General features: G+C 43.5%; 21 protein-coding genes. 14 read left to right on the top strand and 7 right to left on the bottom strand.

Annotated features, from left to right (window positions below):
- Positions 1–25: 25 nt before the first annotated feature.
- Together NZ848_RS12915 and NZ848_RS12910 are read right to left on the bottom strand one after the other, a co-directional pair.
- Positions 26–1894, bottom strand: coding sequence for an ABC-F family ATP-binding cassette domain-containing protein (locus NZ848_RS12915; protein WP_259015800.1), 1869 nt, complete (start codon positions 1892–1894; stop codon positions 26–28).
- Between the two features lie 46 nt (positions 1895–1940).
- A complete protein-coding gene (locus NZ848_RS12910; protein ID WP_259015799.1) occupies positions 1941–2234 on the bottom strand; it encodes a hypothetical protein in 294 nt (97 codons plus the stop codon).
- An 83-nt stretch (positions 2235–2317) separates the two neighbouring features.
- Between NZ848_RS12910 and NZ848_RS12905 the strand changes: the two genes are divergently transcribed.
- Complete coding sequence (locus NZ848_RS12905) at positions 2318–4255, top strand: LTA synthase family protein (protein ID WP_259015798.1); 1938 nt, start codon at positions 2318–2320, stop codon at positions 4253–4255.
- Positions 4256–4416: 161 nt separating this feature from the next.
- Positions 4417–5013 (top strand): porin family protein, encoded by a 597-nt coding sequence (locus NZ848_RS12900; protein ID WP_259015797.1) that lies wholly within the window; start codon positions 4417–4419, stop codon positions 5011–5013.
- A gap of 82 nt (positions 5014–5095) precedes the next feature.
- Here NZ848_RS12900 and hemJ read toward each other — a convergent pair whose 3' ends face one another.
- Positions 5096–5641 carry a protoporphyrinogen oxidase HemJ gene (gene hemJ, locus NZ848_RS12895; protein ID WP_259015796.1) on the bottom strand — a complete coding sequence of 182 codons (546 nt, stop codon included), beginning with the start codon at positions 5639–5641 and terminating at the stop codon, positions 5096–5098.
- Positions 5642–5732: 91 nt separating this feature from the next.
- On the opposite strand from hemJ, the gene NZ848_RS12890 reads away from it, so the two are divergent.
- From NZ848_RS12890 to NZ848_RS12855, 8 genes are all read left to right on the top strand, one after another.
- Positions 5733–7607 carry an OmpA family protein gene (locus NZ848_RS12890; protein WP_259015795.1) on the top strand — a complete coding sequence of 625 codons (1875 nt, stop codon included), beginning with the start codon at positions 5733–5735 and terminating at the stop codon, positions 7605–7607.
- Between the two features lie 118 nt (positions 7608–7725).
- A complete protein-coding gene (trxB, locus tag NZ848_RS12885; RefSeq protein WP_259015794.1) occupies positions 7726–8667 on the top strand; it encodes a thioredoxin-disulfide reductase in 942 nt (313 codons plus the stop codon).
- Between the two features lie 89 nt (positions 8668–8756).
- Complete coding sequence (locus NZ848_RS12880) at positions 8757–9875, top strand: M23 family metallopeptidase (RefSeq protein ID WP_259015793.1); 1119 nt, start codon at positions 8757–8759, stop codon at positions 9873–9875.
- A 252-nt stretch (positions 9876–10127) separates the two neighbouring features.
- The gene (gene bshB1, locus NZ848_RS12875) at positions 10128–10847 is read left to right on the top strand and encodes a bacillithiol biosynthesis deacetylase BshB1 (RefSeq protein ID WP_259015792.1); all 720 of its coding nucleotides are present in this window, start codon (positions 10128–10130) and stop codon (positions 10845–10847) included.
- Positions 10848–10880: 33 nt separating this feature from the next.
- Positions 10881–11735 (top strand): hypothetical protein, encoded by an 855-nt coding sequence (locus NZ848_RS12870; RefSeq protein ID WP_259015791.1) that lies wholly within the window; start codon positions 10881–10883, stop codon positions 11733–11735.
- A 152-nt stretch (positions 11736–11887) separates the two neighbouring features.
- Positions 11888–12364, top strand: coding sequence for an RDD family protein (locus NZ848_RS12865; protein WP_259015790.1), 477 nt, complete (start codon positions 11888–11890; stop codon positions 12362–12364).
- Between the two features lie 174 nt (positions 12365–12538).
- Complete coding sequence (locus tag NZ848_RS12860) at positions 12539–13021, top strand: RDD family protein (RefSeq protein ID WP_259015789.1); 483 nt, start codon at positions 12539–12541, stop codon at positions 13019–13021.
- Between the two features lie 4 nt (positions 13022–13025).
- Entirely contained in the window at positions 13026–13421 is a 396-nt protein-coding gene (locus tag NZ848_RS12855) for a DUF2752 domain-containing protein (protein ID WP_259015788.1), read from the top strand.
- 350 nt (positions 13422–13771) lie between these two features.
- On the opposite strand, the gene NZ848_RS12850 is transcribed toward NZ848_RS12855, so the two are convergent.
- The 3 genes from NZ848_RS12850 to NZ848_RS12840 form a co-directional block, all read right to left on the bottom strand.
- Entirely contained in the window at positions 13772–16045 is a 2274-nt protein-coding gene (locus NZ848_RS12850; protein WP_253522534.1) for an NADP-dependent malic enzyme, read from the bottom strand.
- 130 nt (positions 16046–16175) lie between these two features.
- Positions 16176–17489 (bottom strand): cation:dicarboxylate symporter family transporter, encoded by a 1314-nt coding sequence (locus tag NZ848_RS12845; protein WP_259015787.1) that lies wholly within the window; start codon positions 17487–17489, stop codon positions 16176–16178.
- Positions 17489–17980, bottom strand: a complete 492-nt coding sequence (locus tag NZ848_RS12840; protein ID WP_259015786.1) for a YybH family protein — start codon at positions 17978–17980, stop codon at positions 17489–17491. The genes NZ848_RS12845 and NZ848_RS12840 overlap by 1 nt, the downstream gene beginning before the upstream one ends.
- A gap of 246 nt (positions 17981–18226) precedes the next feature.
- Between NZ848_RS12840 and NZ848_RS12835 the strand changes: the two genes are divergently transcribed.
- From NZ848_RS12835 to NZ848_RS12825, 3 genes are all read left to right on the top strand, one after another.
- A complete protein-coding gene (locus tag NZ848_RS12835; RefSeq protein ID WP_259015785.1) occupies positions 18227–20053 on the top strand; it encodes an ABC transporter ATP-binding protein in 1827 nt (608 codons plus the stop codon).
- A 117-nt stretch (positions 20054–20170) separates the two neighbouring features.
- The gene (locus tag NZ848_RS12830; RefSeq protein ID WP_259015784.1) at positions 20171–21238 is read left to right on the top strand and encodes an AAA family ATPase; all 1068 of its coding nucleotides are present in this window, start codon (positions 20171–20173) and stop codon (positions 21236–21238) included.
- Between the two features lie 5 nt (positions 21239–21243).
- The gene (locus NZ848_RS12825) at positions 21244–21900 is read left to right on the top strand and encodes a DUF4276 family protein (RefSeq protein ID WP_259015783.1); all 657 of its coding nucleotides are present in this window, start codon (positions 21244–21246) and stop codon (positions 21898–21900) included.
- A gap of 21 nt (positions 21901–21921) precedes the next feature.
- Here the strand turns inward: NZ848_RS12825 and recQ are convergent, their stop codons facing one another.
- Positions 21922–24066 carry a DNA helicase RecQ gene (gene recQ / locus NZ848_RS12820; protein ID WP_259015782.1) on the bottom strand — a complete coding sequence of 715 codons (2145 nt, stop codon included), beginning with the start codon at positions 24064–24066 and terminating at the stop codon, positions 21922–21924.
- 293 nt (positions 24067–24359) lie between these two features.
- Here recQ and NZ848_RS12815 point away from each other — a divergent pair, with 293 nt between their 5' ends.
- Positions 24360–25976 (top strand): M28 family peptidase, encoded by a 1617-nt coding sequence (locus NZ848_RS12815; protein ID WP_259015781.1) that lies wholly within the window; start codon positions 24360–24362, stop codon positions 25974–25976.
- Positions 25977–26012 lie beyond the last annotated feature (36 nt).

The following is a 26012-nucleotide window of genomic DNA, read 5'->3' as shown; positions in this document are numbered from 1 at the left end:
ATATAATGGTTGAATAATGCTTCTTTCAGGCCAGTTCTGATAGCTCGAGCCAGCGCATTTCTTTTTCGGCAATGGTTTCGTTTATGTTCTCAAATTCTTTGGCCCATTGTGCCAGTTGCTCATGAGATCCACCACCCGAATTCATGTTTTCAAGCAATTGAGCTTTGGTTTGCTCCAGTTTTTCCAGTTCTTTTTCAAGCCCTTCATATTCTTTCTGTTCTTTGTAGCTCAGTTTGCGCTTTACTTCAGGTTTGGGTGCGGCAGTAGGGCTGGCCTGTGTTTTAGTTGCCGCTGCGCCTTCGGTTTCTGGCTCTGGTTGTTCGTCTTTCCAGTTGCGGTAGTCGGTATAATTACCCGGGAAATCGCGAATGTACCCCTTGCCTTCAAAAACAAAAAGGTGTTCTACAATTTTATCCATAAAGTAGCGGTCGTGCGATACCACCAGCAAACAACCCCCGAAATTCATAAGAAAATCTTCCAGCACATTCAGTGTCGATATGTCCAGGTCGTTCGTTGGCTCATCCAGAATCAGAAAATTCGGGTTCTGCACCAATATTTTCAGCAATTGCAGGCGTCTTTTTTCGCCGCCGCTCAGCTTATGTACAAAGCTGTACTGCATAGCAGGCGGAAACAGAAACAAGGTAAGAAAATTAGAGATTGAAAGCTCGGTGCCATCGGCCATTTTTACATATTCGGCAATCTCACGTACTACGTCAATAACGCGCTGGTCGTCTTTAAAATCAAGCCCTTCCTGCGAGTAATAACCAATTTTTATGGTTTCACCCTTTACAACCCTCCCCATATCGGGCTTTACTTTCTCGGTAATTATTTCTAGCAGGGTAGTTTTGCCCATACCGTTTTTGCCTACAATGCCTATTCTGTCGCCTCTTTTAAAGGTGTATGAAAATTCCTCAATTACCTTATGGGTATCAAATGCTTTGCTCACATGGTTTATCTCAATAATCTTGCTACCCATGCGCTCCATTTTCATGCTCAGTTCCAGTTTTTCTTCCGGCCCTTTCTTAACAGTCTTGTCTTTCAGGTCATAGAAAGCATCAATTCGGCTCTGCGACTTCGTACCCCTTGCCTTGGGCTGGCGGCGCATCCATTCCAGTTCTTTGCGCAGCAAATTCCGGTAGTTTTTCTGGGTAGCTGCATTAACGGCTTCCTGTGCTTCTTTTTTTTCAAGGTAATAATTGTAATTACCCGTATATTTATAAATCTGGTTGTCGGCAAGCTCAAGTATCCGGTTGCTTACTTTGTCCAGAAAATAACGGTCGTGTGTTACCAGCAACAAAGTAATATTTGATGACGACAGATAGCCCTCCAGCCATTCAATGGTGTCCAGGTCAAGGTGGTTGGTAGGCTCATCCAGAATCAGAAAATCAGGTTCTTCAATCAGCACACGTGCCAGCGCCACACGTTTTTGTTGCCCGCCAGACAAATTGCCGATCAGCTTGTCAAAATCAGTAATACCCAGCTTGGCCAGAATCTGCTTTACTTTTACCTCGTAGTCCCAGGCTTTCAGGGTATCTACCTTTTCTATGGCATCGGCCAGCCGTTTATCATCATGCAGGTTTAGTGCCAGCTCATATTCTTTAATGGCCGCCGTTAGGGCGTTTTGAGAGGCAAAAATGGTTTCAAGCACTGTTTTGCCTGCGGGTAAGTCGGGGCTTTGGTCAAGATACCCGGTTCTTATATCTTTTCTGACGCTTATTTGCCCGGCATCTATGTCGGTTTTGCCTACAATCATATCCAGCAGAGACGACTTCCCTGAGCCATTGGCTCCAATCAAAGCCACTCTTTCGCCTTGCAGAATACCAAATGTCAGATTCCTGAACAGCCAGCGTTCTCCTAAATTTCTGCCGATGTTTTCAGCCGATAAATAATTCATAATATTTTAAATCCCCTCGTTTTCGGTTGTGATGGCAAAAGTACATTTATTTTTTGGTTAATCTCTCTGCCAGTATTTCCCATTCGGCATCCAGCGACACCGCAGGCATACTTTCGCCAGCCCGGCGATACCAGTAATTGGCGTTCCACTGGTCGCCTTCCTTGCGGTGCAGGTAAGCGTGCAGGCGGTCGTAATCGCGGGTGCCTTCTTTGCTTTGGGCCACATTATGGGCGGCCTCCCAGTTGCCGTTATAGTCGTACCAGAGCGCTTTTAACAACGGAGATATACCTTCCGGAACTTTTGTGGCCGAAAGTGTGCTTTTAAATGTCTGAAGGTCCATAAAGGTTTCTTTAGCCGGTTTTGGTTTGGTTGGTAATTCAGAAATAAAAAACCGGTATTTTTGCTCAAATTTACAAAACCACTATGAATTTTTTACATTTAATTGTCTGGTTCAAGCGATTGGCCTGGCTGCTGGTTATTTACACTATTTTAAGAGTATTATTTGTAGTTTTTAATCTGTATTCTTTTCAGAATCTGGGCTTTGGCGCCATCGGAGAATCTTTTCTGGTTGGTTTGCCATTCGACTTGTCGGCTATTTTTATCAGCAACTCATTGCTAACCCTGTGTTCGCTGTTGCCTTTCAGGTTTGTAGACACGCCCAGGTATCAGGTTTTTCTGAAATACCTTTACTGGATACCCAACATCGTTTTTTTCTGGATAAACATTGCCGACTTTGAATATTACAAATTCATTGGCCGCCGCACTATTTTTGATGTTTTTGGAATCATCCGCGACATCGGCCAGCAGGCGTTTAACCTCATGGGCGCTTACTGGTATCTGTTGCTTATCTGGGGCGTTATCAGCTATCTGTTTATAAAGGGTACCCCAACAACCGCCCGTATCAATATGGTAAGGGTATATGCCGAAAATGACGTAATATTCAGAAACAAGTACGTAAAAGTGGCTGTCTGGGTGCTTACGCTGGGTATCAGCATTATTGTGTTCAGAGGTGGGTTTCAGGAGAAACCCCTGCGGATTAACCAGGCTTTCAGCCAGCATAATAATCACCTGGGCAACCTGGCACTAAATACCACTTTTACGTTTCTGACCACCATTGACGCCAAAGGAACCGAAAAGGTGAACTTTTTTAACGAAACTGAAAAACAGCTTGCGGGCAGAATACAACGCGCCAGAGGGTTTAATATCGATGCCGCCAATAGAAACGGCCAGCCTCAACAGAATGTGGTGGTGATTATTCTTGAGAGTTTCGCCCGTGAATACATGGGCTACAAAAACGGGTATAAGGGTTACACGCCGTTTCTTGACTCACTGGCTGCCAGGGGTGTTTTTTATGAAAACTGCTTTGCCAACGGGCGCGAGTCAATCATTGCCATGCCTGCCATTACATCTGCCATTCCGCAGCTTATTGACGAGCCCTTCATTACCACGTCTTATCAGTCGAACAATTTTTATGGATTAGGCAATATTCTTGAAAAAACCGGTTACAGCTCTTCTTTTTTTCATGCAGCCCGAAACGGGTCAATGGGTTTTGAGGGTTTCTCTCAGCAGGCGGGGTTTGGCAGATACTGTGGTATGGACCAGTACCCGGCGCAATTGGTTAAACGTGACTTTGATAATAACTGGGGTATTTTTGATGAACCCTACCTGCAATACTTTGCCGGTGAGTTATCTAAAGAAACCAAACCATTTGTGAGCTGTGTGTTTACTATCAGTTCGCATCACCCTTATACCATTCCGGCACAATATACGGGCAGGTTTCCGAAAGGAACTGCCGACGTACACGAAAGCATCGGATACACCGATTACGCACTTCGCCGCTTTTTTGAAACCGCCGCTAAGCAGCCCTGGTATAAGAACACCTTATTTATTATTACCGCCGACCACACCCAGATGAACACCGAACCTGCTTATGCGTCGGCACTTGGCGAATACCGTGTTCCTTTAATTCTTTTTCATCCCGACCAGCAACAGCTAAACGGCTTGCGCAGGGTGGCCAGGCCGGGCAAGGTATGCCAGCATACAGACATCATGCCTACCATATTAGACTACCTGCACCTGGAGCAGGCAGGTGTGTTACCTTTTGGCGAATCTGTTTTTGCGCCCACACAAGGCATGGCGCTTCATTATAATTCGGAGGTGGCTCGTCTGGTTACAAAAATTGACAATAAAAATCTGGTTTATTTTGAGATGTCTGCCAACGACAAAATCAAGGCATTTGATGCCCGCAACCAACAGGAAGTTAAAATCAAGAACGGCCATGTTTATGCCGAAAAACTAAAGGCTTTTATACAGTTTTATCGTAACGGCCTTATTGAAAACAGCTGGCTGTTTACAGATTAAGCACATTTTGTAGAAATATTTCTACGTTTTTTACTTGTCTCTTATGGTCTGTGCGGGGTTAACAGCTTATAAATGAACAGATAGTGTAAATTCCTCCACTGGTGGAATACCCTTTTTAATGGTTAACACAAATTTCAATAAACCATTAAAATTTACTTGTCATGAAAACCAGACTGTTTTTATTAGGTGCTTTACTTACCATGTCTTTTACCGGCTTTGCTCAAACAACTTTATCATGGGGGCCAAAGGTGGGTGTAAACTTTACAACTTATAACCCTAAAGTTGAAACTTTTGATATGTTAACCGGGGTTAACGCCGGCCTGTTTCTAAATTATGCCAAAAACCATTGGGGGGTAATGGCCGAGGCCGCTTACTCGCAAATGGGTACAAAAGTAAACAACGGCTCAAATCTTGAGCGCCTGCACTACATTCAGGTGCCGGTATCAGGGGTATATTATTTTGGTGAATACGGCGACGCCGTTCGCCCCAAGTTGTTTATCGGGCCGTATGTGGGCTTCCTTGCTTCTGCTACCGATAACAACGGCAAAAAACTTTCAAACGGCATGGACGTTCGCAATGATGTAGATTTCGGCGGGCAGGTAGGTGCAGGTTTCAATTTCCGCATAAAAAACCAGGTATGGCTTAATTCAGACGTACGCTATATGCATGGTTTTACAGACGTAACCAAAGAGCCGTCAACCACTTTTCGTAATACTGGCGTGGCCATTAATGTGGGTGTCAGTTTCCCGATTAAATAAAAGACATTGTCTAATAAACAGAGGCCTCTCCATCTTTTACAGGGTTGAGAGGCCTTTGTGTTTTTCATATTTTCAATAAATTTCAAACTTTCCTTTCGCGGTGCTTTTTATAGGCCTTTACCGCCACAAACAGCAAAACCCCAAAGGCCATCACCCCGCCAAACAGATATAAAAAATTAAGCAGGTTTTTTACTACGGCCAGCAACACAATAGCTACCAGAAACAGCGTAGGCAGCTCATTTAATAAGCGATATTGAAAAGAGTTGAAAACCATATATTTTTCACCCTTTTCTAATCGCTCAATGGTTTTTTTACAAAAAATGTGGTAGCCTGTCAGCAATACCAGCAGTGTAAGTTTTACGTGCAACCAGCTTTGTTGTAAAAAATACGGCGAGTTGATGAGCATCAGGATACCGAAGGTCCAGGTGAGCATCATGGCCGGGTTGCATATAATTTTATAGGCTCTTTTTTGTAACTGTATGTATTCCTGCTTGAAAGCCTCGCGCAGGTGTTCGGGTTTCTGGTCGGCCTCTGCGTAATAAACAAACATTCGCACCAGATAAAACAGCCCGGCAAACCACGACACAAAACCTATAATATGTATTGATTTAAGATATAAATGGAGCATTCTTTTAAATTTAGCCGTAAATAGTCAGGTAATTTTTAGCCCTCAAAAATAAGCAACAAAACCATACGTTTATGTATAAAACTGTTTTAAAATGAATCGGTGGATTTTACTGTTGTTTTTTTGTGGCTTCATTGAAACGCTGGCGGCACAAAGTCAGGAGGCAAAAGAATGGTTCGACAAAGGCCTTAAGAGCTACACAGCCAGAAAAACCGACGAGGCCGCAACGGCCTTTCTGAAAGCCACAGAAAAAGACTCCACCTATGCCGATGCCTGGTTTAAGCTGGGGCAAATCAATGAAGTAGCCAGAAAAGAGGCACTTGCACTACAATATTATACCAAAGCCATTCATTTTAAACCTGACGACCCAGCCTTAAGGCAGGCACATACCTACATAGGCACGCGTGCCTTGCGCACCGGCGACTATGAAAAGGCACGCCCTTTGTTTGAATTTGCCCTTAAAAATACACCACCCGGCAGCCTGATAATAAAGCAGCTAAGCCGCCAGCTTGAAACCTGCCAGTTTGCATTGGCCGCCAAAAGCAAAAAAATCAATATAAAAACTGCAGATATGGGCAATGTAGTCAATTTCAGCAGTAATCAGTATTTTCCGGTACTGACGGCCGATAACGAAACCCTCATTTTTACGGCCAGGTCAGAATCCGGCGACGAAAACCTGTATTTTTCTACGCTGGCCAACAACCAATGGAGCAAGCCGCAAAGTATATCGGCCAGTATCAACACCGCTGCCAATGAGGGTACGTGCAGTATATCTGCCGACGGCCGCACGCTGGTTTTTACCAGCTGCGATGCCCGGGACAGTTTCGGAAGCTGCGATTTATACATAGCAAGAAAAACCGGCAACGACTGGAGCACCCCTGAAAATATGGGCATGAGCATTAACACGCGCGAGTGGGAGTCTCAGCCCAGCCTGTCAAACGACGGCACCGTTTTGTTTTTCTCGTCGCGCAGGCACGGTGGCTTTGGCGAAAAAGATATCTGGATGAGCGAATTTATGAATAATCAGTGGACACCCGCCGTCAATCTGGGAGGTTTGGTCAATACAGCCAGAGACGAGGTGTCGCCGTTTATACATGCCAACGGGCATACCTTGTTTTTTGCTTCAGATGGCCACATAGGCATGGGAGGTTTTGACCTGTACCTTACCGAACGAAAAGCCAATGGTTTCACCAATCCTGAAAACCTGGGGTATCCACTCAACAATCATCTTGACCAGGCCGCTCTATTTATTGCCTCCGACGGCAAAAAAGGCTACTATTCTACCGACAACCAGCGGTCTACGCGTTTGGTTGAATTTGAAATACCCGACGAACTAAGCCGTAAATTCAGCAGGGTAAATTATGTAAAAGGTTTAGTAAAGGATGCCACCACCGAAAAAACCATTGATGCCGATATTGAACTGATAGATTTAAAAACCAACAGCCTTGTAACACGCTTAAAAGCTGACAAACAAACGGGCGATTTCACGGCCGTGCTGCCCAACGGCAGCCATTTTGGTTTGTTTGTAAGCAGGCTTGGCTATTTCAGCAAAAGCCTTTCGTTCGATTTCTCTGAAAAAACAGAGGCAGACGGCAAACAAATTACGGTAATGCTTGTGCCTGTCAGAAAAGAAGTAAATATAGTGCTTAACAACTTGTTTTTTGATTCGGGCAAGGCCACATTAAAGCCCGAGTCTTTTGCCGAGCTTGATAAATTGCTGCAACTGCTGCAACAGAACGCCGGTCTGATGGTTGAGATTTCAGGGCATACTGATAACATAGGAAAAGACACAGACAACCAGGCGCTTTCAGAAAAAAGAGCTATGGCAGTGGTGGCGTATCTTACGGCACAAGGGGTAGCCGCCACCAGGCTGAAAGCAGTAGGCTATGGCGAAGCAAGGCCGCTGATGCCCAATGATACCGATGAAAACCGCCGCCAGAACCGCCGTATTGAAATGAAAATTCTCTAAACTTGCCTATCACACCAAATTTGATGAACTTTGTGCCTTTCAATCAATGTTCATGTATCAGCGGCTGAAATGGCTGCTGAAAAAATACTAAGTTTTACAATTCACGATTAACAATAGAATGGCACAAGAACAAGTAGAAGTGTTGATTTTAGGTTCGGGGCCTGCTGGTTATACAGCCGCAATTTATGCAGCCAGAGCAGGTCTGAAACCGGTTATGTATCAGGGTGGTCAGCCGGGAGGTCAACTAACCATTACCACCGATGTTGAGAATTTCCCCGGGTATCCTGATGGCATTATGGGCCCTGAAATGATGGAAGATTTTAAAAAACAGGCAGAGCGCTTCGGAACCGACAACCGCTGGGGTATGGCTACCAAAGTAGATTTCTCAACGCCACTGGCACATAAAGTTATTATTGACGACACACACGAAATTGTGGCTAAAACCGTTATTATTGCAACGGGCGCTTCAGCCAAATGGCTGGGGTTGGAGTCTGAGCAACGCCTGAACGGCTACGGGGTTTCGGCCTGTGCCGTGTGCGACGGTTTCTTTTTCAGAGGCCAGACAGTGGCCATAGTAGGGGGCGGAGACACCGCCTGCGAAGAGGCACACTACTTATCAAAACTTTGTAAAAAAGTGTACATGCTGGTGCGTAAGGGCGAGTTCAGAGCCTCGGTAATTATGCAGAAGCGTGTTGAAAATACAGCAAACATTGAAATTCTGTATCATACAGAAACCCTTGAAGTTTTAGGAACTGACGGCGTAACCGGGGTGAGAATCAAAAATGCCCAGACACAGGTAGAATCAGTACTGGATGTAACCGGTTTCTTCGTGGCTATCGGCCATCAGCCCAATACGCAAATTTTTGACGGTTTTCTGAATATGGATGAAGCCGGATATATTGAAACAATTAAAGGCAGTACCAGAACCAACATTGAAGGTGTTTTTGCCTGTGGCGATGCGCAAGACAAAATCTACCGTCAGGCGGTAACGGCGGCTGGTTCAGGATGTATGGCAGCCCTTGATGCCGAGCGATATTTGGCCGAGAAAGATTTGCATTAAAAATCAGAAATGCCTAATATTGTTCTTGCATACGGGCCGGGTTTCAAAGCCCGGCCTGTATGATAGGGCAACCTAAAATTTACTCCCAAATGAAGAAGGCATTTTTTACCCTACCCACTTTACTGTTATTTGCTGTTGCTAGCTTCGGCCAGTCGCGCGAGCGGGGCGTTAAAATCAACAAACCCAATATTCCTTCATCCCAGAAGGATGCCAAAAGCAAAAACCAGAGTAAAAATCAGAAACAGGACGACGAGTTTAGCTTTGAGGAAGAACCCAAGCTGCGCTTTATTAATGAGTTTCAGGCCTCAAAAAACGAGAAGGCCTCAAACCTGAAAATTGAGCCCATCAAAGAGCTGAACACCGCCGTGCATGAAGATACATCAAGCATTGATGAAGGCGAAGTGCAGATTGTTGAAATTGAAGAGGTAGCCAAATTTGCCGGCAGCGACGACATGGTGAGTATTGCCAGCTATTTTTCTGTCTGGAACACCAACGTAATAGACCCTTATGGCATTGACGCCAAAGACTACGAAGAAGTAGTGCCTATCCAACTGTATGATATTGCACAGGGCAGATACTGGGCCGGGCCTATGAGCAAGGGTATTACCAATTCGCAATTTGGCTGGCGCTGGCGCCGTTGGCACACTGGTATAGATCTTGACCTGGATACAGGCGAACCTATTTATGCGGCATTTGATGGCATTATTCGCGTGGCTGGTTACCATAGTGGTTATGGCAGGTGTGTGGTTGTGCGCCACTATAATGGCCTTGAAACCCTCTACGGACACTTGTCTAAAATTAATTTTGAACCCAATACAGTTGTAAAAGCAGGCGACGAAATTGGCAAGGGTGGAAGCACTGGCCGTAGTTCGGGGCCGCATTTGCATTTCGAAACACGTTATGAGGGCAATCCTTTCGACCCCAAGAATATCTTTACGTTCAATCCTGAAAAAATTGATATTAACTCGGCAGAGTTTGTTTTAACCTCTCGTGTGTACGATTACCTGAGAGGCGGAGCCAGCAAAGGCGACTTTGAATTTGAAGAGCCGCAAGAGGTAACACGCAAAGCATGGGTAAGGGTGCGCCCCGGCGATACCCTGTCTGAAATAGCCGGCCGTAACCATACTAGCATCAGCAACCTGACACGCCTGAACCGCATCACAACCCGAACCAAACTAAGGGTAGGTTACAGACTAAGAATAAGATAAGGCATCAAAACATAGAATTTGCAGCGGCGTGAAACTATTTGCGCCGCTTTTTTTTTATATCTATGGGTATCCTGAACTGACATTACCCTGCTTGCGCTGATGTTGTACCAGATTGATTTCAATAATTTTCTGTTTTTTATTTTACCGGATTCTTAATTTACCAGCATCAAATCAATCATTCAGTCAGCCACTGTGGCAGACTAGCCAGTCAAAGTTCAGGATTAAACCCTTTAATGATAAAAATACTACCTGATGAAATTAGATATACTTGTAATGGCTGCGCACCCTGATGACGCAGAGATGTCATGCGGTGGCACTATGGCAGCAGCCATTGCCAAAGGCAAAAAAGTGGGTATCGTAGATTTTACCCGTGGCGAACTGGGTACCCGTGGCACACCTGAAATACGGGCGGCAGAATCGGCAGCAGCATCTGCAATATTGAAAATATCAGCACGTGAAAACCTGGGTTTCAGAGACGGTTTCTTTAAAAATGACGAAGAACACCAGATGAAATTGATATCGGTTATCCGTAAATACCAACCTGATATTGTGCTGGCCAACGCCGTTGAAGACCGCCACCCCGACCACGGCAAAGGCGCTGCCCTGGCATTAGATGCCTGCTTTTTGTCGGGCCTGCGTATGATACAAACAACCGATGCCACCGGCAATCTACAGCCTGCCTGGCGGCCCAAACACTTGTATAACTATATTCAGGACCGCCACATAAAGCCCGATTTTGTGGTTGATATTTCTGAATACTGGGATATCAAAGAGGCGTCAATCCGTGCGTATAAAAGCCAGTTTTATGACCCCAACAGCACTGAGCCGGAATCATACCTCACCAGCCCAGAGTTTTTTGAGTTTCTGAAGGCGCGTTCGCAGGAAATGGGGCATCCTATCGGTGCCAGGTTCGGCGAGGGTTTTACCAGAACCAGAATGCTGGGCGTGAAGGATTTATTTGATTTAATCTGATAATAGCCCTACTTTCGTGGCAAATTTGTGTTTATGATTCAATTCCTATTGTCGGTTCAGCAAAAAGCCGGTTTGTTTTTTAGCAGTGTAGTATCTGTTTTTAAAGTGCTGTTTATGTCTGATTTCACCCTGAAAACAGATAAAACCACAGCAACCCGCTGCGGTATACTGGGCAATGGGCCGTCGCTTACAACAACGCTTGAGCAAGACACCCGGTTTTTGCAGCAGCTAGACCTCTTTGCCGTTAACCTGTTTTCGGTAACAGAACAGTATAAACAACTGAAGCCAGCCAATTATCTGTTGCTCGACTGGGCGTTTATGAACCCCGACCACTGGCATGGCCGCACCGGTTTAAGAGGTATTGTAGACAACACCACCTGGCCGCTTAATTTGTACATACCCAAAAGAATGTGGAAGTCGGCCTATTTCAGAAGTCAGGTGGCCGAAAACCCGAATATCAAAGCCATACCCTATAATTATACCATTGCCACAGGCTACAAGAGGCTGGTGCATGGCCTATTTAAGCGCGGCCTGGCCATGCCCCAATGCCAGAACGTGCTGGTAGCAGCCCTATATTATGCGCTTAATAAAGGGTATCAGGAGATTTACCTCTTTGGTGCCGACCACTCCTGGCATGAGGCCATCAGGCTCGACGAAAACAATAACCTGTTGGTAAGCGACACCCACTTTTACGGTAATGAAGATTATGCCATTGGCGCCCGTGAAACATCTTACATGAGCCAGCAGTTTTTTTCGCTTCATAAAGCCTTTTACGGTTATGAGGTACTGGCACGCTATGCCAACGCATTGGGCGTAAAAGTTTTCAATGCCAGCGCCAGAAGCTACGTTGATGTTTTCAGAAAAATAAAGGTAAAAGATATCGCCTGATAAAACCGAAAGATTTTAAGCCCCGGAAATTTGATTTCCGGGTTTTTTGTTTATTTTTGAAGCATTGAAAAACTGTGACTACCCCATGCTCAGGCATCTTTTATGAGAATCTGTCACAGATTATTGAATCTAAACACTAACCTGCCGTTTCAATGCAAAATGTTAAATTAGCCAGTCTGGGCAAGCGTTTGGTTGCCCATCTTATTGACCGCCTCATCATGTTTGTTTTTTTCATTATGCTGGTTTTCTCCGGCATTATGTTCTTTGGTATGCTGGCTCCATTAAAAAAAGACTATGACAACTACTCAGAGAGCATCAACTCGCCATTAGATATCCTTTTTGCTTTTGGTATTTTGGGTGTGGTTGGTGTTATTTTATTGCTTCCGTTTATTTATGACGCCGTTCTTACGGCTTCCTCTTATCAGGCTACCTTTGGCAAGCGTATCATGCGCATCAAAGTAATCAGAGAAGACGGCGGCAGAATTAACTTCGGCGACTCGTTTTTAAGGGCTATTGTAAAGTATATTACCGCAACCATGTGTTATTTACTGATGATGGTTTGTATGTTCGACAAAAACCAGCAAAACCTGCACGACAGGGCAGTTAAAACACTGGTTGTAGAGGATTAATCATAAGCAAGACCCGATTCTCAGCTACCTGAAAATAGAATTTTGCAGCAAATACGTAAAATATAAGATAATATCTTTAGATTTGGTTGTAGCCGACAGTTACCTCGATGAAACCGGGGTAACCCTGATTCAGGCATTTAATAGTACTTATCTGAACTATAAATCTTTTTTACTATGAAAAACGTACAGTTTGCAGGCTTTGGCAAACGACTGGTAGCTTATTTGCTTGATGGCTTCATACTCGGCATGGGGCTGTTTTTGCTGCTCATTCCCTTTGGTGGAATCTTTGCCTTTTTAGGCTTTAACGACAGTTTTTATAACAGCGGTGAGGATATATCGCCCGACGAAATTGCTTCTCTGGCAGTTGCCGGTATCAGCATATTTGGTATTATTTTGCTGGCCTTAATTGCGCCTATAATTTATGATACCCTCTTTACGGCTTCTTCTAAACAAGGCACACTGGGCATGCAGATAATGCGTATAAAAGTAGTAAAAGAGAATGGCCAGCCGCTTACCATGGGCGACGCCTTTATCAGGGCCCTGGTGAAATTTGTTACGGGGCAGTTTTGCGGTTTGCTGTTTCTGATTTGTTTATTTAATAAAGAAGAACAAAACCTGCACGACTTGGCCGCCCGTACTTTTGTAGTTGAAAGTTAAAACTATGGGTTCTTCATCAGTTAAAATATTGTTGGTGGTATTGGCCGTGGCCGTTACCACCTATTATTTTTTCTATCCTTCCATAAATTTTCTGCCAGACTTCCAGTGTCTTTTTCACCGGGCAACGGGCTTATATTGCCTGGGTTGTGGCGGGCAGCGGGCATTTCATGCCTTGTTGCACGGCCATTTTGCTGTAGCCGCACAAAATAACCTGCTTGTTTTTTTAGTAGTGCCATTGGTTGGCCTCAAATTTCTGGAAGAAATAACCGGCAGAAAAATCTTTCCGGAGTTTTTCTACTCACGCCGGTTTTTATTGCCTTTAGTGGTGTTTGTAATATTTTTTACAGTTCTCAGAAATATCCCCGGCCCCCCTTTTCATTATCTGGCTCCTGCTGAGTAATTTTCTTTTTACCGACGAGTTGCACTGAGTTAAGGCACAGAGTTTCACTGTGTAAGTGAATCGCAGAAAAAGAAATAACGACTAAAATTAACAACCTTAAAACATCATTTTCTGTCTGAGCACGATTAAAAATCGAGAAATATATTTATGGAAGAAGCAAAAAAACTTCAGATTTTTATTGGCGGACGTCTAGTCTGCGAGTTTAAATGATGCGGGTTTTTGGTTACTTTTTCCGCAAAAAGTAACAACAGAGGAATAAAAAATTCAATAGAGTATAATTGATGAGGACCATCAATAAAAAAAAGTTGTTACCAGTAAAGATAACAACTTTTCATATCAAAAATAACTTACTACTTCGCATCAACAACGGCAATAGCCACCATATTCACAATCTCTCGTACAGAGCTACCCAATTGCAACACGTGAACCGGTTTTTTCATACCTAAAAGAATCGGCCCGATTTTCTCGATGTTCGCAATTTCTTTTACCAGGTTATACGCAATGTTAGAAGCCGAAAGATTCGGGAAAATAAGTGTGTTAGCACCACCCTCAACCAGGTCGCAGAAAGGATGATTCTCTCTCAGTAAGTCCAGGTCAAACGGTAAGTGGGCCTGCATTTCGCCGTCTACTATCATAGTCGGGTGCTTTTCTTTCAGAATAGACACCGCCTTCTGCATTTTGGCTGCATCTTCGCCGTCGGCACTGCCAAAGTTAGAGTACGTAAGCAAAGCAATACGCGGTTTAATATTAAACTTCTCTACCTCTTTAGCGGCCAGTTCGGTAATTTCTACAATCTCATCAGTAGTCGGGTTGAAGTTGACAGTGGTATCAGCCAGGAACAACGGACCAAAACGGCTCATCAGAATATACATACCTGATACTTTCTTTAAGCCCTCCTGACGACCCACAATCTGCAATGCCGGACGAATCGTTTCCGGATAATTACGGGTCATACCGCCAATCATGGCTTCGGCTTCGCCGGTTTCAACCATCATCGCGCCGTAGTAATTGCGGTTCAGCATTACCATTGTGGCTTCAAACTTATTAAAGCCTTTACGTTTGCGTTTTTCGTAGAACAACTCACCGAATTTCTTGAGGTTTGGCTCCTGCTTGGCAGAGCGCGGGTCTATGATTTCTACCCCGGCAATATCAATGTGGTTTTCTAATACCAGCTGATTAATGCGGTTTTCGTTACCCAGCAAAATAGGTATGGCAATGTTTTCATCTATTACCTGTTGAGCTGCTTTCAATACCGTCAGGTTTTCTGCATCAGCAAAAACCACACGTTTTTTCGGATTCTGTTTGGCCTTTGTGATAATCACCTTGGTAAGTGTGTTATCCTGCCCTAAACGTTTCGATAGTTGGGTATCATAGGCCTCCCAGTCAATAATCGGAAACTTGGCCACGCCTGTATCCATAGCCGCTTTGGCAACTGCCGGTGCAACCGTAGTAAGCAGGCGGGGGTCAACCGGTTTCGGTATGATATACTTTTTGCCAAAAATCAGGTTGTTTTCGCCATAAGCCATATTTACAATATCCGGTACAGGCTTTTTGGCAAGGTCTGCAAGGGCATTTACGGCCGCCAGCTTCATTTCTTCATTAATGATTTTCGAGCGTACGTCCAGCGCACCTCTGAATATATAAGGGAACCCCAGCACGTTATTTACCTGATTGGGGTAGTCTGACCGGCCGGTGGCAAAAATAATGTCTTCACGGGCAGCCATGGCTTCTTCATAAGAAATCTCAGGCGTTGGGTTGGCCATAGCAAACACAATACAGTCTTTAGCCATTACCTTCACCATTTCTTGTTTCAGGGTATTACCTTTTGACAAACCAATAAAAACATCTGCGCCGTTCAGGGCGTCAGCCAGTGTGGTTTCAGCAGGCAGGTTATCGTTGGCAAATTCAATCTTTTTGCCATCCAGATTCGTACGGCTGGGGTGAATAAGCCCCTTGCTGTCGAACATGAAAATGTTTTTCTTCTGCGCCCCAAGGCTGTTATACAAACGCGTGCATGAAATGGCCGAAGCCCCCGCACCATTGATAACAATCTTTACGTCTTCAAATTTCTTGTTTACCAGTTCCAGCGCATTTTTTAACGCGGCGGCCGAAATAATGGCCGTTCCGTGCTGGTCATCGTGCATTACCGGAATATTCAGCTCGGCTTTCAGACGTTCTTCAATTTCAAAACACTCAGGGGCCGAAATGTCTTCCAGGTTCACACCTCCAAAAGTGGGTTCAAGAATCTTCACGGTTCTTACAAACTCGTCAACATTTTTGGTGTTCAGTTCTATGTCAAATACATCAATATCGGCATATATTTTAAACAGTAGGCCTTTGCCTTCCATTACGGGTTTTCCGGCTTCCGGCCCAATATCACCCAGCCCTAAAACGGCTGTTCCGTTAGATATTACGGCTACAAGGTTTCCCTTGGCGGTATATTTGTATACATCTTCCGGATTCTCGTAAATGGCCATACAAGGTTCGGCCACACCCGGCGAATACGCCAGGGTAAGGTCTCTCTGTGTGGCAGTTTCTTTCGATGGAATCACCTCTATTTTGCCCGGACGCCCCTTGGCGTGGTAATGCAAGGCTTCTTCTTTCAGTGTTTTATTAGAACTCATATTTCGAATAAATTTTGATTCTGGCGGCAAAGGTAAGCAATGTTAATTGTTTGATGGAAAGAAAATCGGGTTTTTAGGCCTGATGCCAGGCTGCCGTTTTTCATTTTGTGGCGGACATAGTTGTTTCTACTCATTTATTGTTGATGTTATCGGTTAATATGTCTTCAAATTTATCGATGTTGCTAAACGCCAGATTCATTTTGTTGCGGTCGAACTCATTTTCGTTGTTCGATATCCAAACCGTAGCCACACCGTTGCCAATAAAGTTGGTAATGGCGCGGGCTTCTGACATGAACCTGTCTACGCCCAGCAGCAAGGCCAGCCCTTCTACCGGAATCACCTTGATGGCCGTCAGGGTAGAGGCCAGCACTATAAACCCGCTGCCCGTTACACCCGCCGCTCCTTTTGAGGTTACCATCAGGATACCGATGATGGTCAATATCTGCTGAATATCCAGATGCACATTAAATACTTGCGCAAGGAAGATTACGGCCATTGATAAATAAATAGTTGTGCCGTCAAGGTTAAACGAATACCCTGCCGGAACCACCAGCCCCACCACCGATTTTGAACACCCCATTTTTTCGAGCTTCTCCATCAATGACGGCAAGGCAGCTTCTGATGAAGACGTACCCAGCACAATCAGCAGTTCTTCTCTGATATACTTCAGAAACTTCAACAGGCTTATTTTGTAATGGTTTAGTATAAAATACAGCACCACAAATACAAAAATGGCCATGGTGGTATAAACTGTGGCCATCAACTTGGCCAGCGGAAGCAGCGTTTTAATACCATACCTGGCAATGGTAAAGGCCATGCCCCCAAATGCCCCAATGGGCGCAAAGAGCATTACCTTATGCAACGCCCAGAAAACTTTTTTTGAAATGGGCGACAAAAAATTAACCACTGCCTGCCTGCCGGAGTAATTGCTCAGCAACACACCCAGCGCAATGGCAACTACCAGTACCTGCAAAGTTACGTTGTCCCAGAAAAATTTTATCCAGCTGAAATGCTCCGCGCTTTGGGTGTATTTAGAAATATCTCCTCCCTTAATGTTATCAGTTACCACGCCGTCGCCGGGGCGCAAAATGTTGGCAACAAAAATACCTACTATCAGCGCTATGGTGGTTACTACCTCAAAGTATATCAATGCTTTGGCGCCAACCTTGCCTACTTTCTTCAGGTCGCCCATTGATATAATACCCAATGTAATGGTAAGAAATATAATAGGATTAATGAAGAGTTTCACGGTGCTGATAAAAACACTGCTCATCATCTCACTGAATGTGGTTTTTATTTCAAATTCAGAAACAAAGAGGTTAATTTTTATGCCTTTTTCGAGAATGGGTTTCAGGGCAAAGCCGGGGTTATAATGGCCCAGTAAAACACCACAGATAATGGCAGTTAAAACCCAGAAAGTAAGGTTGGAAAAGAGTTTTTTCATTAGAGTTGTTTTCCGCTTAGAAACATGGTTTCTGTTATGTTTTTTCCTGTGTCGCTATCCAGTATAATTTTCCACTGCCCTTCGGTTTTTCTTAGTACCACTGTAAATTTGCCGTAATAATGATTTATTTTGCCGTCGGATTCCGTAGACGTTATGCGGTAGAATCCGGTTTCGTAGGCTGTGGTTGCGTTATGGATGCGGTTTTCAAAGCTGAATGCAATACTTTGTTTTCTTTTTTGCTGCTGTTGATAAGCATTGCTTTGTTTATTCCCCAGGGCGTATTCCTGATAGGTAAGAATCTTGCCGGCATCAACTGGTACGCGCACCAGGTCTTTTGCGTGCAAACGCATCAGGTTGTCGGCATTCATATCCTGATACGCTTGAATAAAAGGAAACCACACCTGCTTGTTGATTTCGGTTTCGGTAGCATTGCTTTGGGCTTTAGCCGAAGAAAAACAGCACATCAGTATACAACTGACCAGGATTTTCATGAATTTTGATGAAAGTTATTTGCAAATCAGGTTATAAAACAAATGTAAGCATTTTTATTTGATTTAGTGAATGAAGGATGGAGTGAATGAGTGATTGCAAGCTGATAAATTTTAAAATACTCAAAAAAAGCATTTTGTAGTTTTTTATCACTCATATCGTTAAATTAAAATCGCAAAATCAGCAAACGCCGCCCGCTAAATCGCTAAATCACTCATTCACTAAATCACTAAATAGCTAAAGTATATATGCCAAAAGTACGGAAAGAAGAAGAGAAAATTAATTTTCGGCAAAGACTACAATCGCTTCGCAACCTGCCTGTGTTTATAAAAGAAGTGTATCAAACCTCACCTGCCTTAACGGTCGGAAATATTGTACTTCGGGCCATGCGGTCTGTTATTCCTTTGCTGGTGCTGTACTTGGGCAAATTAATTATTGACGAGGTAATAGTATTAATAAACACGCACGCTACTAATTATCAACACCTCATTCTAATTATATTATCAGAATTCGGTCTTGTAATTATTAGTGATATACTGGCAAGAGGCATTACTCTTACCGATGGCCTGCTGGGTGATATGTTTGCCAACAAAACATCGATAAAGCTAATGGAACACGCCGCTTCGCTAGACCTGGCCCAGTTTGAAGACGCCACCTTTTATGATAAACTGGAAAGAGCCCGCCAACAGGTAAACGGACGAACGGCGCTACTATCGCAGACTTTCACGCAGGCGCAGGATCTGGTAACGATGGGCAGCTTAATGGTGGGGCTGGCGGCTTTTAATCCGTGGCTCATTCTGCTTTTATTGGTAGCAGTTATTCCGGCTTTTATGGGTGAGCTGTATTTTAACGCCAAAAGCTATTTTTTACAAAGAGGCTGGACACCCCAGCGACGAACGCTCGATTATTTCAGATACATTGGTGCCAGCGACGACACCGCCAAAGAAATAAAACTTTTTAGTTTGTCTGGCTTTCTGGTCGACAGATACCGCAGCTTGTCGACACAGTATTTTAATGAATCTAAAAAACTGGCTGTCAGCCGGGCTGTGTGGGGTGCGCTGTTGGTAACCATAGGCACAGTGGGGTATTTTTCTGCTTATGGCATTATTGTTTTAGATACCATTAAAGGTGCCATTTCGGTAGGTACACTTACTTTTCTTACAGGCTCGTTCAGGCAGTTGCAGTCTTTTCTTGAAAACTTTCTGAGCCGGTTTAATACTATTTCGCAGGGAGCGCTATATCTGAATGACTTGTTCGATTTCTACCGCATGGAGCCGCACATTGTGTCGCCGGCCAATCCGAGGCCAGTTCCGAATCCTATTAAAGAAGGTTTTGTTTTTGAGAATGTAGGGTTTAAGTATCCGAGGTCTGACAAATGGGCAAACCGACATCTTCATTTTAATTTAAAAGCCGGAGAGAAACTGGCACTGGTAGGGGAGAACGGCTCTGGTAAAACTACCCTGGTAAAACTGTTAACCCGCCTGTATGACCCTGACGAGGGTAGGATTTTACTGGATGGATATGATTTAAGAGAATATGATCTGGAAGACCTTCGCAGGCAGATAGGAGTAATATTTCAGGACTTCCAGAAGTTTCAGTTTACGGCCGGTGAAAACATAGCCGTAGGTGATATTGATTCTTTAGAAAACAAGCCCGAACTGCAACGTGCCGCCGGACAAAGCCTGGCAGATGCCGTAATTGAAAAACTACCTTTGCAATATGACCAGCCACTGGGGCGCAGGTTTGCCAAAGGTATTGAATTGTCGGGAGGCGAATGGCAGAAAGTTGCACTGGCCCGTGCCTACTTGAGAGAAGCCAACGTGGTGATACTGGATGAACCCACAGCAGCTCTGGATGCCCGTTCTGAATTTGAGGTATTTAAGCGTTTTGCTGAACTCACCAAGGGCAAAACGGCTGTGCTTATCTCGCACCGCTTCTCAACCGTCCGAATGGCAGACCGCATTCTGGTGCTAGAAAAAGGCCAGATGCTTGAAATAGGCAGCCATGAAGAACTACTAGCTAAAAATGGCAGATATGCCGAGCTGTTTTATCTGCAAGCTGAGGGGTATAGGTAGGATTGTTCTATCTATATCTATCAATTTTAGAATGAAGATAGTAGTAGAATGTATCTCAATTTATATCTTTGTTAAGATTTGAAACTTGCTTGCAAATTTCAAGTAAAAAGAATCAAGATGGAAAAAATAGAAATAAAAGGATACAAATCAATAAAAGAATTATCTCTCCCGCTTCGCCCAATTAATATCTTAATTGGCGCAAATGGAAGCGGTAAAAGTAATTTTCTTTCTTTTTTTGATTTCTTGAAGCATATATATAGGGGAAGCCTGAGAGAGTATGTAGCGCTTAAAGGTATTGATACTTTTTTGCATAAAGGGGATAAGGTGACAAGTGAAATATCAAGTCATTTGTATTTTAAAGATAAAAACGCCTATTCCTTTACCTTAAAAAAGGGCGAATCGGGTTTTATTTTTACTAAAGAAGAATTAAGTAATAATAATTTAGATAAAAAGAAACCAATTGATATAACAACCTTGAATAATGAATCGGGTTTAAAACGCCTTTACCCTGGGACTTTAGAAATAATGTACCAGCTGAAAGCGATTTCAACTCATCATTTTCATGATACAGGTGAAAGTTCACCATTTAGTAAAGAATCTAACATTGAAAATGATAAATTCTATTTATATGAAAAGGGAGAAAATTTGGCTGGTTTAGTTTATAATATATCTATTGAAAATCAAAAAGTTTACAACTTAATAATAAAAACTATTCAATCTATTGCTCCATATTTTTTAAATTTCTTTCTAAGACCAGAAGCAAACGGAAATGTAAAATTAAGATGGGAAAGTAAATATACGTCAACTATTTATGGCACAAATGCCTTATCAGATGGAACCATCAGATTCATTGCATTAACTGTACTCTTCATGCAGCCAAATCTACCGCAAACCATCATAATTGATGAACCAGAGTTGGGATTACATCCAACTGCCATTGCAAAATTGGCAGGTCTTGTGAAATCGGCTGCTTCTAAAGACTGTCAGGTAATATTGGCAACTCAATCTACTGATTTAATAAGCCATTTTGAGCCGGAAGATATTATTACGGTAGACCAAATAAATGGAGAAAGTAATTTTAAAAGACTAGATTCTGAAACATTGCACTTATGGTTAGAAGATTACACCATTGATGATTTGTGGAAAAGGAATATAATTGAAACAGGCCAACCTAATTTTAGTTAAATCTTATGAAAAGACTAATTATTATTTGCGAAGGCGAAACAGAACAAAAATTTTGTCAAACACTTCTTTATACGCATTTTTATTCAAAAGGGATAATTATTTCCGCCCCAAAAATCAAGCAGTCAAATGGGGGAATTGTTAGTTGGAAGTTTCTTAAAAAGGATATCGAAAATCTTTTAAAATCTGACCCAACATCTTTAATTACAACATTAATTGATTATTATGGATTGGAGGCCAGACATAGTTTTCCAAATTGGCAAATTGCTCAGGCTAAAACTGATGTGAGTAAGAGAATACTTGATTTAGAGAATGGAATGAAAGAGGATATTGAAGAATCATCCAGTAGAAGATTTATCCCTTACATTCAATTGCATGAATTTGAAGGGCTTTTGTTTAATGATATTAATGTCTTTTCCAATTTTTTTAACGATGAAGAAATAGTTGGAAAAGAAGAATTGAAAAATGTGTTTACCAAGTATGAAAACCCAGAAATGATAAATTATCATTTTGAAACGGCTCCATCAAATCGTTTGAAAAGAATCATTAAAGGATATGATAAGACTTTATACGGGAGTATGTTAGCTGAATATATTGGGCTTGAAAATTTAAGGCGAAAAGCACCACGATTTAACGCCTGGATTACTACTTTAGAAAATCTTTAAACAATTTTTTGATAATAAGGCCTATTTTTCCTCATCCCACAACGCAAAAGCAATCCGCAATTTACCATAATCATACAACCCCTCCAAGTCCTCAAAGAGTGGTTTCAGAGGGTCGGTTTTTTTGATGTTCAGTCGCATGGCGGCGGCAATTATCTGGTTGTATTCGTAGGCAGGTAATAAATCGTGCAGGTTGATATCATTTCCTTCTTCGTGCAGCTTTACCAAATGGCTCAAAATGGTTGCCTGGTTTAGCTTACGTTCCTGAGCAATTTCCTCTACCGACATCCCTTTCTGATACATATCCAGTGTTGCAGCAAACGTAAAACCCTTTACAAGTATGGTTTTACCTTGTTCGGAATGTTCTCTGGCAAAATCGAGTATTTCATTAATAAACGCCTCTCCATACTGCCTGAACTTCTGTTCTCCCACGCCAGATACAGTCAGCATCTGTATGCGGTTAATAGGTCTTTTTTGAGCCATATCAGACAGCGTAGCATCAGAAAACACCACAAACGGTGGCAGATTCTGCTCATCGGCCAGTTTTTTGCGTAAGAGCTTCAGTTTGTTAAACAGCGCATCGCGTATAATTTCTTTCTTCGGTTTGTCTTTCAGAGCCTCGGCCTCCAGTCGGGCTTTTTTTACTTCAAAAGGCTCAAATCTTACCAGTTCTACTTTTCTTTCGCCTTTCAGCACCTGCCACGACCGCGCATTCAGTTTCAGGGCGTGCCTTTCGTCGTAGGCAATATCTATAATGCCCGAGTTCAGCAGCTGCGTAATGTAATCGGCCCATTCTTCATATTTCAGTTCTTTGCCTACACCAAAAGTTTTCAGGGTCTGGTAGTTATGCTCAAATATCTGGCGGGTCTGTGCCCCGCGTAGAATCTCAATCAGCAGCCCCATTGCTACTTTCTCATGTGCACGTGCAATGGCCGATAAGGCCTTCTGAGCAAAAACGGTGGCGTCAAACCTTATGGGTGGATTCCGGCAAACGTCACAATTACCGCAGTCCTGATGCACTTCTTCATTAAAGTAGCTGAGCAGTACACGCCTGCGGCAAATTTCTGTTTCGGCATATTGCTTCATGCGGTCCAGCTTCGCCAGTTGCACCTCTTTCATGTCTGGCGGCAGCTCCGACTTCTCAATCATTTCCTTCCGCGTTACAATATCTGCAAAACTGTAAAACAACAGCGTATCAGATGGCATCCCGTCTCGCCCGGCCCGGCCAATCTCCTGGTAAAAACTCTCCACATTAGATGGCAGGCTATAATGTATCACAAACCGCACGTTCGACTTATCAATGCCCATACCAAAGGCTATTGTTGCTACCATTACCTGTATCTCATCTTTAATGAAAGCATCCTGCACCTCCGAGCGCGTTTGCGCATCAACACCGGCATGGTAGTGCATGGCTTTAATTCCCAGTTTGCGTAGTCCTTCGGCCACCTCTTCCGTATTCTTTCGGCTCAGGCAATAAATAATGCCCGGTTCCCCCGGCCGGCTGGCAATAAACTGATGTATCACTTTCAGGCGGTTTCTTCCCGGCGACACCGCGAGGCTCAGGTTGGGGCGGTCAAAAGAGGCAATAAAAGTAGTGGCATCGGCAATGCCCAGTTGTTTCAGAATATCTTTGCGGGTTACCCTGTCGGCCGTAGCAGTAAGGGCAACCATTGGGGTATTGGCAAAGACACTTTTCAATATATGCAATTGGGTATATTCAGGCCTGAAATCATGCCCCCAGGTTGATACACAATGAGATTCATCAACGGCAATCAGCGAAACTTTCAGGGTCTTTATGTATTCCAGATAATTATTGCTTAGCAGTTTTTCCGGCGATATATACAGTAATTTCAATGCCCCCGAGCGACACTGTATTTCAATTTCCCTTTGTTCGGTGGGTGATAAAGAACTATTAATAAACGCAGCCGGAATACCATTGGCCAGCAATGCCTGCACCTGGTCTTTCATGAGCGCAATGAGTGGAGATATCACCAGCGTTAATCCTTCAAAAACCATAGCAGGCACCTGAAAACAAACCGACTTACCGCCTCCGGTGGGCATCAGCACCAGGCAATCCTGCCCGGCCAGTATGGTATCAATGATTTCAGACTGAAACGGTCGGAAGGAATCGTAGCCAAAATATTTCTTAAGAACCTGTTCTTTAGTCATGAGCACAATAAAATCTTCTATTAAACTTTAAGTGGTTGCGGTAAGAGTCCCTTTAGGGACGAAATATCAGTAGAAACTTTAACCATGTTGTTGCTTTTTGAGTCTTGTAGAGACGGTATATTTAAATATATCGTCATTACAAGACTTAGAAATCAATTTAACTAACATAAGCAACTTCAGGTATGTTATCCCTAACGGGTGGTGTTTTTGCAACAAAATAATTCATAATTCTGCTATCTCCGCAAATATCTCGTATTTTTACAAAAGAATAAACAACAAACTTGTATTACCGTATGAAAAAAAACATCTTAGCAGTTTTTCTCTTTAGTTCGTGCTCATTTTTATATGCACAAAACCCAAACACCCTCGACAAAGCAAAAATCTACGCAGCTACTATTTCTGCCGAAAACCTGAAAAAAGACCTGACCTACATTGCTTCTGATGAACTGGAAGGCCGCGATACCGGCTCGGAAGGACAAAAAAAAGCCGCCGATTACATTGCCAAACGCTTTGCAGACCTCGGCCTGCAACCTGTAGCATCTGACGGCAAAGGCGGCAAAGGCTATTTTCAGCATTTTAATCTATACAAAAAGGGCTGGAAAGACGCCTACATCAAAATAGGCAACAAAAAGAAAGAATTTTTTAAAGATTATTACCCCAATGGCCTTACCAGCATACCGCAGGAAGAATCGGTGCAGGTGGTTTTTGCAGGCTATGGTGTAGAGGCCGGTAATTACAGCGACTACAAAAATTTAGACGTAAAAAATAAAGCTGTTGTAATTCTGGAAGGTGAACCCAAAGATGCCGCCGGCAAAAGCTATGTAACAAAAGACGGAGAGAAGTCGGAGTGGGATGACAAAGCCGGCTTCACCAGAAAAACCTCACTGGCGGCTGGCAAAGGTGCCAGAATGCTTTTTGTGGTGTCGGCCTCAGACGAGACCGGATTCAAAAGTCTGGCAGCCGAAAGACGTGTGGTGTTGTCGCGTTTTAACCGCATGAGCATCAGCCAGGCTACAACACCCGAACAGCCTACCACAAACCCGGTTTTTTATATTTCAAAAGCCATGGCTGCCGAAATGCTCGATATCAAGCCTAAAAAATTTGATAAACTGGTTAATAAAATAGTAACCAGTGGCGTTAGCAGTGCGGGTTCAGTTAAGGAATCGAAGGTATCGGTAAAAGCCGAAAGGGGAGAAGTACCTGTTGAAACCATGAACGTGATGGGTTTTCTGGAAGGAACCGACAAAAAAGATGAAGTGGTGCTGGTAACCGCACATTACGACCACGTGGGTATTCAGGGTGGGCAGATACATAACGGCGCCGATGACGACGGCTCAGGCACCTGTGCAGTTCTTGAACTGGCCAGGGCATTCAGCCAGGCAAAAAAAGACGGCTTCGGGCCTCGCCGCAGTATTTTGTTTATGACAGTAACAGGCGAAGAAAAAGGCCTGTTGGGGTCGCAGTACTATGCCGACAAAGACCCGGTAATTCCGCTGGCTAATACCGTGTGTGACCTGAACATTGACATGATTGGCCGCATAGACAAAGAACACGCCCCGCGTGAAGACTATGTGTATATCATCGGCTCTGATAAATTATCATCAGAATTACATCAAATAAGTGAAGAGGCCAACAATAATTCGGTTAAATTTCAGTTAGATTATACATACAACGATCCCAAAGACCCAAACAGATTTTATTATCGTTCAGATCATTACAACTTCGCCAAGCATAAGATACCCGTTGCTTTCTACTTTACAGGGGTGCATGCAGACTATCATCGCCCGGGTGACGACGTAGAAAAAATCCTTTTTCCTAAATACAGACAGATTACAGAACTGGTATTTCATACAGCATGGGGGGTGGCGAATCGTGACGAAAGACTGAAAGTTGACAGTAATAAGCCCTGACCGGCCAGTTTTTTTTAAAAAAATAGTATTTTTCTG

This window comes from Emticicia fluvialis, assembly GCF_024793945.1.
GTDB classification, from domain to species: domain Bacteria; phylum Bacteroidota; class Bacteroidia; order Cytophagales; family Spirosomataceae; genus Emticicia; species Emticicia fluvialis.
This window is presented reverse-complemented; position numbering and strand designations above follow the sequence as displayed.